This window comes from Labrenzia sp. THAF191a (assembly GCF_009363335.1).
GTDB lineage: Bacteria > Pseudomonadota > Alphaproteobacteria > Rhizobiales > Stappiaceae > Roseibium > Roseibium algicola.
In genome coordinates this window covers 163,713-177,358 of the sequence record NZ_CP045333.1, presented here as the reverse complement: position 1 = coordinate 177,358, position 13,646 = coordinate 163,713, and the positions used below count along the sequence as shown (strand labels likewise).

Genomic DNA, 13,646 nt, shown 5'->3' with positions numbered 1-13,646 from the left:
CGGCAATCTGATCGACCTCCCGATGCGGATCGTAGACGTCGGAGCAATGGGAGACAGTCAGATGACACAAACCGGCTCCGGCAGCGCGGAACAGGCATTGAACAAGACCGGCAGACCTGGGCGCACGCTTTGGAAGGCAGTCTCGCGTGTGGCTGTCATTGCAGGCATCGCCTACGCCATGGCGGCCGGTTACATGTATTTCAACCAGCGCAGCTTCATCTTCGTTCCAACCGGAGAATTGAGTACGCCGGATGAAAAGGGGCTCTCAGGTGTCACCGTTGAAACAGCGGCGATGGCTGACGGTACAAAGGTGACCGTCTGGCACGCGCCACCTGCTGCTGAAGGCGCTCCCACGGTACTCTATTTTCACGGCAATTCAGCCAATGTCTCCTCCCGCTGGAAGCGGTTCAAGCAGATCCTGGACAGCGGTTTCGGTCTCTATGCGCCCAGCTACCGGGGATATGCCGGAAGTGAGGGGAGCCCGTCGGAAGAGGCGTTGATTTCGGACGGCCTTGAACATTTCGACCGGATGGCAGCTTCGGGCACGCCGGTCATCGTCCATGGAGAAAGTCTTGGCTCGGGTGTTGCCGCCGCAGTGGCGGCAGAGCGTCCGCAAACGGACCTTGTGGTGCTGGAAGCGCCCTATACGGCGCTGGTTGACATGGCCTGGGACAGGTATCCCTGGTTGCCGGTGGGCCTCATGATGAGCGACCCGATGGCGACACGGGATCGCGTCGGCAAGATCGCCGCGCCGGTCCTGATCGTGCATGGGACGGAAGACCGGGTCATCCCGGTCGAACACGGCAGGCGTCTTTATGAATTTGCGAAAGACCCCAGGCAGCTTGTGATCGTCCAAGGTGGCGGTCACAGCAATCTGTGGTCAAACGGGATGTGGGACTTCGTTCTCGCCGCCTGGGTGAAATGGCACGAAGGCTCTTGAACCATCTGCCGTGTTGCACCTGAAACAGAAAACCCCGGGCGAAGTGCCCGGGGTTTTCCTTTGCCAGGGTTACGGCATCAGAATGTGCGCTGCAGACGGAAGGTCCCGTAGAGCTCGTAGGTGTCGTTCAGGCCGGAGGAGCGGCTGTAGTCGACGTCACGATACTGGAATTCCGGGCCCATCAGGAAGCCGGAAACCGGTTCCCAGACCACGTTTGCGGTTGCGTCCCACTGGGTGAAGTCATAGGCGCTGGTGCCACCATCGACATCATGGTAGCCGCCTTCGACATTCACCTGAACGGTGTCGGTCACGCCGAGCGTCACGCCGCCGAAGATGTTCAGCGTCTTGGTGGTCTCGGTGCTGCTGCCATTCCAGACCGCATCGGTGATGCGGCTGTTCCAGCCCGTGGACCCGTATCCGCTGGCTCCATCGGTATAGACGGCCTGCAGGGAGACCGCTCCACCCTTGGCAAAGCCACCGAAGTTGACGGTCACGCCAGCACCGGCTGCCCAGCCGAGTTCGTCTTCCGCCCGGCCTGCAAGACCGTAGTAGGCAGCGCTCGGATAGACCTGGTGCAGGGCCCCCATGATCTGGGCCTGGCCCCAGCCCTGGTTGACCCCCAGTGCCGCGACGAAGTCCGGTGCGCGGGTGCCGCCATAGGTCTGGTTGGTGCCGTTGAACGCGATATTCTCTTCGCGTCCCGAACGATCTTCCAGTGCGACCGTTGCATTGAAGCCGTTGCCGAAGGCCATCGTATAGGCGACCTGATTCAGCTTGCGATCGGAATAGCTTTCGATCTGCGCGTTGAAGGCATATCCGGTGAAGAAGTCGAAGTTCGAGCCGTTGTGACCGGCCAGCAGGCCGCCCCACTGGATATAGGCCTTGTCCAGCGTGGTCGAAGTCGAGGCGTTTGTCAGCGTGATGTAGGATTCGATAAAGGCACGCAGCGTGCCGAATTCGGTCGCGGTACGTGCATCGAGGTAGAGATACCCGCGCGAACGCCACTGGTAACCGTCGGTGTCCCGGTCACCCCAGGCGTTTTCGGCCTCGCCGAAGTTGCGGACGCGGAATTCGGTCCGGACACGACCACCTACGCGCAGGCAGGTTTCGGTGCCGGGAATGTAATAGAAGCGCGCACCGTAGGCGTCACAGATCCGGACATAGTCGACAGGTTCCGGAGCCACTGGCAGGTCGGCCGAAAGAGCCGGACTTGCGGCCGCGAAGAAACCGGCAATTGCCCCGAGAACAACATTACGAGTCATTTGATACTCCGATGAAGTGCGGAAATACCCCCACGCACATTATGCCGTTCGTAGATGTCAGTTTCAGCCTCTCGCAGAGGTGAAATCAGCAGATGTGAGCGATTGGTTGATGTTGTTGCTTTTGAGCAACGGGCAATCCGGTCAATTTAACTTGAAAACCGTTTAGCGCTTTGCCTGAAAGAACGACCTGAGCAACTCCGCCGCGCGTGTCTCGCCTATGCCGGAATAGACTTCCGGTGCGTGATGACACGTCGGCTGGCAGAAAAAGCGCGTGCCATGATCGACCGCACCGCCCTTTTCATCTCCCGCGCCATAGTAAAGCCGGCGAACCCGCGCGAATGAGATTGCACCGGCACACATGGGACACGGTTCGAGCGTCACATAGAGATCGCAGTCCGGAAGGCGTTGTGAAGCTGCCCGTTCGCACGCGGAGCGGATCACGAGAATTTCTGCGTGAGCTGTCGGATCGTTGAGCTCCAGCGTCCGGTTCCCGTCTCGAGCGATCACGTCACCATCGCGAACGAGCACCGCACCGACCGGCACTTCACCGCGTGCCGCCGCTTTCTCGGCCTCTTCGAGCGCGAGATCCATGAACGATTTCTGATTGGCGGAAGTGGTAGGCATCGAGCAGGGTGAGTCGGAGCGTAAGTGTAGGGTTCAGCCTCGATTTGAGAGGCTGTCGGCTTTGTTCTGTTTACCCGTTATTATGCCGGTCGTCAGCCCCGGACAGGGCCTTCGCCGAGGCGTCAGGCCGCTGCCATGCATCCGGAGCACGGCGCCTCTGCGGTTTATGCAGAAAACAAGCGATTCCCGAAAGGCTCAAGCTCTGCTATGACGCGCGCATGACGACAAGAAAATTCTCTTCCGAGCGCCCGGGTCCCGCAAAAGGCCGGGGACGCGATAAACGTGCACCGGAAAAGCGCCGGCCCGCACCCAACGACAAATCGAAAGCCGGCCCCAAAAAGGGCGACTTCGAAAAACGGGCGCCGAGACCGGCGACTGCACCGCTGGCAGACGAAGCCAATGATCGTGGCGAACGCATTGCCAAGGTCATGGCGCGCGTCGGCCTGTGTTCTCGCCGAGAGGCGGAAGTGTGGATCGAAAACGGCCGGGTTGAGCTCAACGGCAAGCTGTTGACCACGCCAGCTGTAACAGTGACGGCAGACGACAAGGTACTGGTGGACGGGGAACCGTTGCCGATGCGCGAGCGCACCCGGCTCTGGCTCTACCACAAGCCACGGGGCCTGGTGACGACCAACAAGGATCCGGAAGGCCGTCCGACGGTGTTCCAGCGCTTGCCCGATGATCTGCCGCGCGTCCTGACCGTGGGCCGGCTCGACATCAACACAGAAGGCTTGCTGCTCCTGACCAATGACGGCGGCCTGGCGCGCGTTCTGGAATTGCCGGCCACCGGCTGGTTGCGCCGCTACCGCGTGCGCGCCTTCGGCAAGGTGACCCAGGCGGATCTCGACACCTTGAAGGACGGTATCGCGATCGAGGGCGTGCTCTACGGCGCGATCGAGGCGACGCTCGACAAGGAGCAGGGCAACAACGTCTGGATGACGGTCGGCCTGCGCGAAGGCAAGAACCGTGAGGTCAAGCGGGTTCTGGAACATCTCGGCCTTGCCGTGAACCGCCTGATCCGCCTGTCCTATGGCCCGTTCCAGCTGATGGATCTGCCGGAAGGTGACGTCCGTGAAATCCGGGGCCGCGTTTTGCGTGATCAGTTGGGCGATACGCTGGCCGAGGAAGCCGGTGCGGATTTTGACGCTCCGATCTTTCATGCCCCCAAGCCGGAAGCGGAAAAGAAGCCCGCAGGCGCCAAGCGTGGCGGTGGTCGGGATGGTGGCGGCCGGGAAGGTAGCGGCAGGGATGGCGGCAAGCGTGAAGCCAGCCAGGGGCGCTGGATGACCGCGCGCGAAGGCCGTAGTGAGACCGACCGCAAGCGGGCAGCCAAGACTGAACGCAACGAAAAGCGTGAAGACCGCAAGAAGACGTCCGGCCAGGGGCCGCGCAAGAATGCAGGGCCGCGTCAGGAAAAAGTAAAAGTCTCGCCGCGCTCCCGTTTCCGCCTGACGTCCGAACCGAAACCGCGCAAGGATTTCGGTGAAGAGCGTTTCACACCGCCGCCGCGCCGCATCTGGGGCGAGGAAGGCATGGTGGAAGACAAGCAGCAGGAACGCCGTTCCAGCCGTGACAAGGACGACCGGCGCGGACCTCCCAAAGGCGGCCGCCCGCCGCGCCGTGGGGACCGGTCTTGAGAATAGTCGCCGGGCGTTTCAAGGGCGCGGCTCTGGCCGCGCCGAAATCGCACGACACACGGCCGACCAGCGACCGATTGCGTGAAACCATTTTCAACATCCTGGCTCATGGCCTGGATGTTGATCTTGAAGATGCAAGGGTCCTGGATCTTTTTGCCGGCACCGGCGCGCTGGGCTTCGAGGCGATCAGCCGGGGCGCCCGCCATTGCACCTTCATCGAAGAAGGGACGGAAGCACGCGGCATCATTCGACGGAACATGGAGGCCCTGGGCCTCAATGGCGCTGCCAAGATATTCCGGCGTGATGCCACCCGCCTTGGCAGTGCAGGCACCATCGAGCCTTTCGATCTGCTGTTTGCCGACCCTCCCTATGACAAGAAGCTGGGTGAAAAGGCCCTTGCTTCGGCAGCGGGCGGAGACTGGCTTAAACAGGGCGCCTTGTGCGTGCTTGAAGAAAGATCCTCAGCTCACATCGATGTTCCCGAAGGCTTCGAGGAACTCGACCGCCGCCAGGCAGGCGATAGCCAGGTCGTGTTCCTGCGATATGGCGGCTGAAGTCTCTTTCGGCCCGCCATCAACCCTCTCGTCTCGCTATGGGATCTCCTTCACCCGTCAGGAACCACCCGGCATCATGATGTAGGCGGTTTTCCGCGTTGGCAGGCTGGAACGGCTGACGATCAGGGCCGGCGTTTCAGCCCGCAAGATGTCATACCCTGCCTCCTGTGCTCGCCCGACAAAGGCCTGAAGTGCTCCGGAAAAATGGAAGTGCATCGGCACGACCATCGCAGGGCCGATGCTTTCCAGAACGTCCATCAGGCTATCCAGCCGAAGCGTCGAGGAATTGTCTATGGCCGCAAATACGACGTCGATCTGACCGAGGCGGACGAGATCTTCCTGCGTAAGCCGGTGGTGCAGGTGGCCGAGATGCGCAATGCACATGTCCGCGACCTCGAAGATGAAGATCGAATTGCCGAGCCGGCGTTCTTCCCCGTCCCAACCGCGGATGTTGGTCTGGATATTGCGGATGCGGACATCGTCAACAGTGATGTCATGGTCCAGCGGGCCGCCCTTCGGATTCCAGCCGTACAGAAGATGTTCGATATTCGGATCCGGGTTGATGGAGTAATGCGTGCTGTGGGCCCCGTTCATCGTGGCTACATCCGGTGGCAGAAGCGGGCGGACACTGTCGTTGTAGTCGGTCGCGATCCGCACGCCCTTGGGCGTTTCAAGTTCAAAGGTGGAATGGCCGATGTACCGGATCTGGACTTCATTTGCCTGAAGCGACGCGCGCCAGATGCGCATTTCGTCCGGCCCGGGCGCTCGGTAGGGGGCGTCTGCAACCAGTTGACAGACCGCGAATGCGGGTCCTGCAACAACAGCTGTAACCAGAAGGCTGAGCAGCACCGGAACCAGCCGGAACAATCCGCCGGCCTTCTGTCGCCATCCGTGAATTGGGAAAAAGCACATCGCCATGTCAGTCCATCCCGAAAACCACACCTGAGCAAAATACTAGGGGGCAGACCGCCAACGGCAAGGCATGTCGAGGTGCGCGCTGCCCGTTTGCCTGAAACTTGAGACGTTTTGGAAGGGGATGCCAAAAGAAAAGGCAACCGGCCTGCGCTTGTAGCTGCAAAGGCGGTTGCCTGAGGTGGGGGCGGGTGGGAGGAAGAACCAGCCCCGGAATTGACTTTCAGACCACGTAAAGACTGACCGGCGGTTTCCCGGACTTTGCCGTCCGGTTGGCCGCGTCGCCTTCGCTCATGAACCCGGCGCTGCTTGCCTGGCGGTAGATAAGATCGCCCGCGTGCCCGGCCTCCATGACCAGCGCCTGCTGGCTGCAAAGCGAGGCCAGCGACAGGCCCAGACGGCGGAAATGCGCACGGCGATAGCAGTAGACGGCAAGTGCCGCGCGCTGCTGTTCCGGCAGCTGGCATCCGACATCAGTCACCGCGTTCAACGTTGCATCCAGCAACCGTTTCAGCAAATCGTCCGATACCGGACAGGCTTCCAAATCTGTTGATCCCGATGGCCGCATTGACCTTCTCCTAATAGATTCAGAAAAGTATTTAGGAGTAAGATTAATGATTTGTTAAACGCAAAGTCGGGTCCAATAAAAAGGAATTATACGGATAAATCTGCTGATGTTGCCATCAAGTAACTTCCATTGTTTCTTTTATCAGTTCCTCCAGTTTTTCCCTGGTAACTGTACGCAAGGATTCCGCCTTATCCAGTATGCTCTCGGCTTTCATGAAGTCCAGAACCCGGATGGAGTCATGGGGCGGGCTGACCAGGATATCCGGTTGATCTGATTTCAGTTTTTGCTTTGTGATGGTCTGCATCAGGATCTGGGAAGAGCCGAACAGGGAATCCAGCATGCTGATGTCATCCTTGTTGTCTCGCGGCACCGGCGCGCCAACGACATCAACGGCAATGATGATATCGCAACTCGCCCTGAGCCCGTCGAAAGGCAGTGGATTGACGACGCCGCCGTCGATCAGAAACCGGTCGCCATAGCGCACGGGCCTGAAAACCGCGGGAATCGCTATCGAGGCGGCCAGGGCAGGCAGCAAGGGGCCACTTTCAAAATCCACTTCCTCGCAGCGATAGAAGTCCGTCGCCAGCATACGCAGCGGGATGTCCAGCTCTTCGAACGTTTCGGACAGATAGTCCGAGACAAACACTTCCAGCACGCGAAGCGGGTCGAACTGCACCGGGCCGCCACGGAACACATCTGCAAACTTGCGTGGTCTCAACTGCCACAGGCGCGACAACACACTGTTGCGATCAGCAAAAATCTCCAGCGCAATGTCGCGGATTTCCTGGCCACTGCGACCACTGGCATAGGCCGCCCCCATCAGGGCACCGATGGACGTGCCGTTGATCCGGACAGGTTTTATGCCCAGGTCATCCAGCGCTTCCAGAACGGGGATGTGGGCGAGGCCGCGCGCACCGCCGCCGCCAAGGGCAAGACCGATTCTGGGGGAGGAGGTAGAGGGCATGGCGCGGGTCCGGCATTGAGAGCGTTACTCCCTGCACATGGGGGCTGACGCGCGCCTTGCCAACCTTGCAACTGCCTGCAACGACAGTTGCGAACAGGAAAACCCTCTTAGTGCCGGAAAAACTCAGATCACGAAGTATAGATCGTCCGCGGCTTCCGACATCCAGTCCGTTGCATGATCAAACGGCATCGGCCGGGCAATCAGGTAACCCTGGATCGAGAAATCGCCCATCATCCGAAGCCGGTCGTATTGCTCTTCGGTTTCAACGCCTTCGCAGACGATGCCGATGTTGAGCGATCGGGCCAGGTGGATGAGCTGGTTGACGATCACTTCCTTTTTCGGGTCCTGAAGCATCTGGCGCGTGAAGGAGCGGTCGATCTTCAGCCCGTTTATTGGCAAGTCCGAGACATGGGAGAGGGACGCATAGCCGGTGCCGAAATCATCCAGCTCGATATGAACGCCCAGCTCGAAGAGTTGCCGTAGCGCAGCCAGGTGACCTGACCGGTTGTCGTTCAGGAACACCGATTCCAGAACTTCGGCGGTGATCCGCTCCGGCCCGACATTGTGCTTTTCCATCGCGGCCTTGAAGTGCTCGAGCAGCAACCCGGACGACAGGTGCGATGGCGAGATGTTCACGGAGATGCGGCCAAAATCGAGGCCCTGGTCGATCCAGTGCCGGGCAGCGGCAAAAGCCTTGTCGATGACAATCTCACCCAGGATCGGCGCCAGACCGGATTTTTCGACGACCGGCAGAAAGTCTCCGGGCGAAACCGTGCCGCGTTCGGGGTGTCGCCAGCGTACCAGCGCTTCGATGCCGGTGACGGCCTGAGTGCGCAGGTTGACCTGCGGCTGGAACACGAGGAAGAACTGGTCGTTCTTGACCGCGTCCTTCAGTTCCAGCTCGATCTGTGCTTCCGTTTCACTGTCTGTGCGCATATCCGGACGGAAGAAAGTATACCGATCCTTACCGTTTTCCTTGGACTGGTAAAGCGCGAGATCGGCATTGACCAGAAGCGTGTCGAAGTTGTCACTGTCCTCCGGGCAAAGAGCCAGTCCCATGCTGACGGTCGGCCAGAACCTGTTGCCGTTGAACTCCATCGGCATCCGCATGATCCGGCGCGCCCGTTCGCACAACTCGTTGGGATCCGACGTTCCGCTTTCCGCCAGAATGACGAACTCGTCGCCTCCCCAGCGATAGGCCGTGCCCAGCCCACGGCAGACTTCGCGCAGCCGGCGGCCCGTCTCTTCCAGGCAATGATCGCCGGCAAGATGGCCGAGCGTATCGTTGACCCGCTTGAATCCGTCCATATCGACGTGAACCAGGAACGCCGGCTTCTCGCTCCGGGCGAAACGCTCCTTGGCGTCGCGCTGGCAGCCGGCGCGGTTGGACAGTTTGGTCAGGGGGTCGAAATAGGCCAGGCGCTCTGCCCGGACCTTGGCTTCGCGGGTTTCGTTTTCCCGCTGAACCCGTTCGGAAACATCATTGGCAATGGCCACGAACAGATCGCGGTCCTGATCGCGGAGAAGCTGTACCCTGAGATCGACAGGATATTCGGTGCCGTCCTTGCGCCGGTGAACGCTTTCGACCGACAGGTTGTCCCTATGTCCTTTCAGGAGGGGCGCGACGTGGCGCCGGACCGTGTTCGGGTCGTAAACGGGATCGATATCGCCGATCTTCTGGGATTTCAGCTCTTCGATCGTGTAGCCGAGATTGGCCAGGGCACAGCGGTTGGCATATTCGATCTGGAAAGTTTCCGCGTCGAGGATGTAGATCTCGTTGAGCGAGGATTCCAGAATGTTGGCCAGTAGATGGTTCCTGCGTTCTGCCAGGCACCGGTCGGTGATGTCGTGAACGGTGCCGATCACCTTGGATGCCTTGCCGTCCCGACCGGCAAGCACATACCCGCGAACGTGCAGGTACTGGATGGTGCCGTCGTCATGTACCAGCGGGTGTTCGGTGTCGAATTCACCGCAGGATTTCACCGCTGCGTTGACCGCGTCCAGGGTTTTCTTCCGGTCGTCACCGGGAATACGATCAAAGAGATAGGCCTGGATCTCGTTTGCCGGAAGATCCGGCGGGATCTTCATGACCCGGTAGTATTCTTCCGAGCCCAGGATTTCGTTTGAAGCGATATCGCGTTCCCAGCTGCCCACATGCGCAATCCGCTGGGCTTCGATGAGTTGAAGCGTGCTGCTTTCCAGCTTCAGGGTATTGTCCAGAACTTCTGCCTCAAGGCGCGAACGGGTCAGCTGCACGGAGGACTGAAGGCGGGACAGGAGACGGAAGACCACCGTCCAGGCGAGCAGCGCCAGACCGATGCCTGCCATCAGTGACAGCAATGTTCCCTTGGCAAAGTCCCAGATGTTGGCCGTGATGTCCTTTACCAGCAGAAGCTTCACGTCGTTGTTCGGGGTTGCGACCATAATTGGCAGATCGCGAACCATGAACACCTTGCTGTTCTGGAGGAAGAAGCTGTTGAAGCCGGCGAAGTGGCCGTTGGAGGCGATCTTGCTGAAGTCGAAGCCGGTCGGCGTCAGATTGCCCAGCACCTTGTAGTGAACCGTGCTGGAATCACCTGCTTCAGTGACTTCACAGGCCTTGACGATCTGGGCATTTACCGCGGAACTGGCCAGCGCGAGCGATTGTTCGATGTTGATCGCGAGCTTCAGATACCCGATCCGGGTTCCCTCAACGAGCCAGGGTTTCAGCACGCTGACGATGAACTCGTTGTTCCGGCCGAGTTCGATAGCATCGACTTCGCGAAAACGGTTGGAATTCAGTTCGGTCTCGAAGCTGGCGGAATCCTGTGCCGGGGTGGCATTGCTTTGCGCGCGGTAGACGATCTGCTGGTCGGCGGAATAGATGGTCAATTCCGCAATATTGAGATCGGCAGCTTTTCTTGCAAAGACCCTGTCGGCAACGGCCTTGATGTTGGCGGTGTCTTTCTTGCGGATGGCTGTCTGCAGATCCGTGTCGGCGCTGACGACACTGACTGCCTGGTCGAGCGTTTGTTCGCCCAACGCCCGTTGATGCATCAAAAGACGTTCAGTCGTCCGGACGATCAGGTCCTGCGGCTCGCTCAGCGTACGATATTCCGTCACCACGTTCTGGAGCGTCAGGACGGCAACTGTCAGGCAGAGAAACGACAGAAAAACGACGCGAAGGGGTTTTTCGAAACGGGTTTCGTCCTTGCACCACCGCGCCAGGATCTGGTCAAGAATGGCGCTTGGACTTCGCCCGCGCGCCTGCGTGCGCGATTTCTCGTCGCGCAAGTCCTTGTCTTGCCAAAACTCTTGCTTGCCCACGCGTTGCACCCGTTCCCCCGAGCAGCCGTAGCTCCTCTTTGATCGGCAAGGACAGTCCACTTTTTGTTATGGTCACCGGGCACGGCGAAGTTATGCAAACCATCACTGCCAATTTTCTCAATAGGCTGTATTGGTTAAATTGTATTGAATGTGTTCCTTAAGGCTTATTAAGAATAGAATTCCTCCGAGAGGAAATCTTCCAGTCTCAAGATCAAATGTATTTGCGCTGAGCCTGATGATTGGCGGTGCAGCAAAATAGTTTGATCTAAATCATACGATCTCCTTTGGACGTCACCAGTTGAGGTGATATCGCCGCCCAAGCGTCTGTGTTTGACCCAGCCGATTGACGGGAGACAGTCTCAGCTTGGCAAGCAAGTCGGTTGGCGCGGTGCCGTCAACTGCCTGATGCGCTTGCGAAGAACTCGAGGAGGGCAGCGACCGTCTCTTCCGGGGCTTCTTCGGGCAGGAAGTGCCCACCGGGAAGCGCGGCGCCGACAGCGGTCCTTGACCAGCCCCGCCAGACTTCAAGCGGATCGTCCACGCTGGTGGCGATACCTTTGCTTCCCCAAAGTGCAAGAAGGGGAACAAGAATCTTTCTTCCCGCATCCAGATCCGCCCGGTCGTGGTCGTAGTCGATCGTTGCACCTGCGCGGTAGTCCTCGCAGGTTGCCGATACCCGGTCTGGTTCGCAAAACCAGTCACGGTTATGCGCCATGGCTTCCTTGGAAAAGCACGACAGGTTCTTGGCTGCAGTCCAGCTGGCCAGCGTGTGATCGAGAAATCGTATCGGTGCGGCAGAAATTGTCTTTTCCGGGAAAGGCGCAGCCTGGGCCAGAAACATCCAGTGATAGATCTTGAGGCCGAACAGCCTGTCCATCCGGTCCCAGTAGTCACATGTCGGCAGGATGTCGAGAACGGCGACTTTCTGAAGGGCCTGCGGGTGATCGAGGGCAAGGCGGTAAGCCACTCGGCCGCCACGGTCATGGCCGGCCAGAAAGAACGTCGAGTGGCCGAGCACCTTCATGAGCTCGACCATGGCCGAGGCCATGCTTCGTTTGGAATAGGTCGCGTGATCGTCTGATAGCGGCGGTACGGACGAACGGCCATATCCCGGCAGGTCAGGCAGGACGAGCGTGAAGTGTTCGGCAAGCTGCGGGGCCACCTTATGCCAGCAGACATGAGATTGCGGGTAGCCGTGCAGCAAAAGCAACGGTGGGCCGGACCCGCCGGTCCGGCAGAACAGCCGCACATCGTTGGCTTCGACAGTGATGCTGTCAAACCCCGGAAACAGATCCGGCAGGTCGTTTTTCACGTCTGTCTCCCAAGTCCGCACCGGGGAGAAGATTACCTTTGCTTTCAAGCGCCTGCCAAGTCCCGGAAACCGGAAATGCTACGATTGCCGGTTTTTCGCTTGGCTCGGCCTCAGCTTTCCCGGGCGATGGCCCGCCAGCCGATGTCGGTTCGGCAAAAACCTTCCGGCCAGTCGATGTCGCGGATCCGCTCGTAGGCCCGTTGCTGTGCCTCGCGAACGGTGGTGCCGACCGCCGTCACGTTCAAAACGCGTCCGCCATTTGCCAGGATCTGCGTGCCATCGCGTTTGGTGCCTGCGTGAAAGACGGCAACGTCATCCGTTGCCGGTGTATCGAGACCACGGATTTCCGTGCCCTTGTCGTAGCTGCCCGGGTAACCCTTGGCGGCCATGACCACCGTCAGTGCGGCTTCGTCGCGCCAGTCTGCCGTTGTCTGGTCCAGTCGGCCCTCGACACTGGCAAGCAGCAGCTCCAGCAGGTCGCTCTTGAGGCGCATCATCAGGACCTGGCATTCCGGATCACCGAAGCGGGTATTGTATTCGATCAGCTTCGGGCCGTTCTTGCCGATCATTAGACCCGCATAGAGGACGCCCTTGAAAGGGGTGCCACGTTTGGCCAGTGTCGCGATTGTCGGCTCGATGATGGTACGCATCACCTCGGCAATCAGTGCATCTGTCAGCACGGGAGCGGGCGAGTAAGCGCCCATGCCGCCGGTATTCGGGCCTTCGTCACCATCATAGGCGCGTTTGTGGTCCTGGGCGGTGGCAAGCGGCAGTGCGTTGGTGCCGTCGGACAACACGAAGAAGCTCGCTTCCTCGCCTTCCAGGAATTCCTCGATGACGACTTCCGCACCTGCGGCCCCAAACGAGCCTTCGAAACAGGCCGTTACCGCCTCTTCGGCGTCTTTCAGGGTCATGGCGACCACGACACCCTTGCCGGCTGCAAGCCCGTCCGCCTTCACGACAATCGGTGCACCTTTTTCCCGGACATAGGCGAGCGCGGCATCTGCCGTATCAAAGCGGCCGTATCCGGCGGTCGGAATATCTGCTTCGTCGCACACGCCCTTGGTGAAGGCCTTGGAGCCCTCCAGTTGGGCCGCTGCCCTGGACGGTCCGAAAGCCTTGATCCCGGCCGCTTCCAGATCATCGACAAGGCCCGCCACAAGCGGTGCCTCGGGGCCGACGACCACAAGATCGATGGCATGTTCGCGACAGAAACCGATGACTGCCTGATGATCCGCGGTGTCCAGATTGCAAAGCTCTGCCACCTCGGCAATGCCGGCATTGCCGGGCGCCGCATAGAGCTTGGTCAGCTTGGGAGATTTTGCCAGCGCCCAGGCGAGCGCGTGTTCGCGGCCGCCGGATCCGATCAGGAGAAGTTTCATAAACGGACAGTCTCTTCGTGAAGGTTGAAGCAAGAGGGCCGTCCCCTAACACGGAGGGCCGCATACCGCAATTGGCGGCGCATGCAACGGCGCATTTCTGCCGGTCACCGCCCAACTTGTGACGCGGCAGGAGAGGTGGTTTCCGCACCCAGGAAAAGGCCGGAACGCTTGCAAGCCAGGTGTGG

At 59.8% G+C, this 13,646-nt stretch carries 11 protein-coding genes; 3 read left to right on the top strand and 8 right to left on the bottom strand.

The genetic code is table 11. The annotated features are described in order from the left end of the window. Positions 1 to 61: 61 nt before the first annotated feature. On the top strand, positions 62 to 940 hold the full coding sequence (locus FIV05_RS00845) for an alpha/beta hydrolase (protein WP_209009820.1): 879 nt from the start codon (positions 62 to 64) through the stop codon (positions 938 to 940). A 77-nt stretch (positions 941 to 1,017) separates the two neighbouring features. On the opposite strand, the gene FIV05_RS00840 is transcribed toward FIV05_RS00845, so the two are convergent. Next, positions 1,018 to 2,202 (bottom strand): porin, encoded by a 1,185-nt coding sequence (locus tag FIV05_RS00840; RefSeq protein ID WP_152508349.1) that lies wholly within the window; start codon positions 2,200 to 2,202, stop codon positions 1,018 to 1,020. A 162-nt stretch (positions 2,203 to 2,364) separates the two neighbouring features. Next, positions 2,365 to 2,793, bottom strand: a complete 429-nt coding sequence (locus tag FIV05_RS00835; RefSeq protein ID WP_152508348.1) for a nucleoside deaminase — start codon at positions 2,791 to 2,793, stop codon at positions 2,365 to 2,367. Positions 2,794 to 3,044: 251 nt separating this feature from the next. Between FIV05_RS00835 and FIV05_RS00830 the strand changes: the two genes are divergently transcribed. Continuing rightward, on the top strand, positions 3,045 to 4,463 hold the full coding sequence (locus FIV05_RS00830) for a pseudouridine synthase (RefSeq protein WP_209009819.1): 1,419 nt from the start codon (positions 3,045 to 3,047) through the stop codon (positions 4,461 to 4,463). Continuing rightward, complete coding sequence (gene rsmD / locus FIV05_RS00825; RefSeq protein ID WP_152508347.1) at positions 4,460 to 5,017, top strand: 16S rRNA (guanine(966)-N(2))-methyltransferase RsmD; 558 nt, start codon at positions 4,460 to 4,462, stop codon at positions 5,015 to 5,017. The genes FIV05_RS00830 and rsmD overlap by 4 nt, the downstream gene beginning before the upstream one ends. A gap of 57 nt (positions 5,018 to 5,074) precedes the next feature. Here rsmD and FIV05_RS00820 read toward each other — a convergent pair whose 3' ends face one another. The 6 genes from FIV05_RS00820 to purD all read right to left on the bottom strand — a co-directional run bounded on the left by FIV05_RS00820 (position 5,075) and on the right by purD (position 13,461). Continuing rightward, positions 5,075 to 5,884, bottom strand: a complete 810-nt coding sequence (locus FIV05_RS00820) for an MBL fold metallo-hydrolase (protein WP_209009818.1) — start codon at positions 5,882 to 5,884, stop codon at positions 5,075 to 5,077. Between the two features lie 268 nt (positions 5,885 to 6,152). Next, a complete protein-coding gene (locus tag FIV05_RS00815; RefSeq protein ID WP_023002044.1) occupies positions 6,153 to 6,497 on the bottom strand; it encodes a hypothetical protein in 345 nt (114 codons plus the stop codon). Between the two features lie 115 nt (positions 6,498 to 6,612). Beyond that, entirely contained in the window at positions 6,613 to 7,461 is an 849-nt protein-coding gene (locus FIV05_RS00810; protein WP_152508346.1) for a patatin-like phospholipase family protein, read from the bottom strand. A 123-nt stretch (positions 7,462 to 7,584) separates the two neighbouring features. After that, positions 7,585 to 10,734 (bottom strand): EAL domain-containing protein, encoded by a 3,150-nt coding sequence (locus FIV05_RS00805; protein WP_152508345.1) that lies wholly within the window; start codon positions 10,732 to 10,734, stop codon positions 7,585 to 7,587. Between the two features lie 427 nt (positions 10,735 to 11,161). Next, a complete protein-coding gene (locus FIV05_RS00800; RefSeq protein ID WP_152508344.1) occupies positions 11,162 to 12,079 on the bottom strand; it encodes an alpha/beta hydrolase in 918 nt (305 codons plus the stop codon). Between the two features lie 110 nt (positions 12,080 to 12,189). Continuing rightward, entirely contained in the window at positions 12,190 to 13,461 is a 1,272-nt protein-coding gene (gene purD / locus FIV05_RS00795) for a phosphoribosylamine--glycine ligase (protein ID WP_075282253.1), read from the bottom strand. Between the last annotated feature and the right edge of the window lie 185 nt (positions 13,462 to 13,646).

Bases quoted from the DNA above. Each gene is read 5' to 3' on its own strand.
- FIV05_RS00845 (WP_209009820.1), top strand. From the start codon at position 62: ATGACACAAACCGGCTCCGGCAGCGCGGAACAGGCATTGAACAAGACC.
- FIV05_RS00840 (WP_152508349.1), bottom strand. From the start codon at position 2,202: ATGACTCGTAATGTTGTTCTCGGGGCAATTGCCGGTTTCTTCGCGGCC.
- FIV05_RS00835 (WP_152508348.1), bottom strand. From the start codon at position 2,793: ATGGATCTCGCGCTCGAAGAGGCCGAGAAAGCGGCGGCACGCGGTGAA.
- FIV05_RS00830 (WP_209009819.1), top strand. From the start codon at position 3,045: ATGACGACAAGAAAATTCTCTTCCGAGCGCCCGGGTCCCGCAAAAGGC.
- FIV05_RS00815 (WP_023002044.1), bottom strand. From the start codon at position 6,497: ATGCGGCCATCGGGATCAACAGATTTGGAAGCCTGTCCGGTATCGGAC.
- FIV05_RS00810 (WP_152508346.1), bottom strand. From the start codon at position 7,461: ATGCCCTCTACCTCCTCCCCCAGAATCGGTCTTGCCCTTGGCGGCGGC.
- purD (WP_075282253.1), bottom strand. From the start codon at position 13,461: ATGAAACTTCTCCTGATCGGATCCGGCGGCCGCGAACACGCGCTCGCC.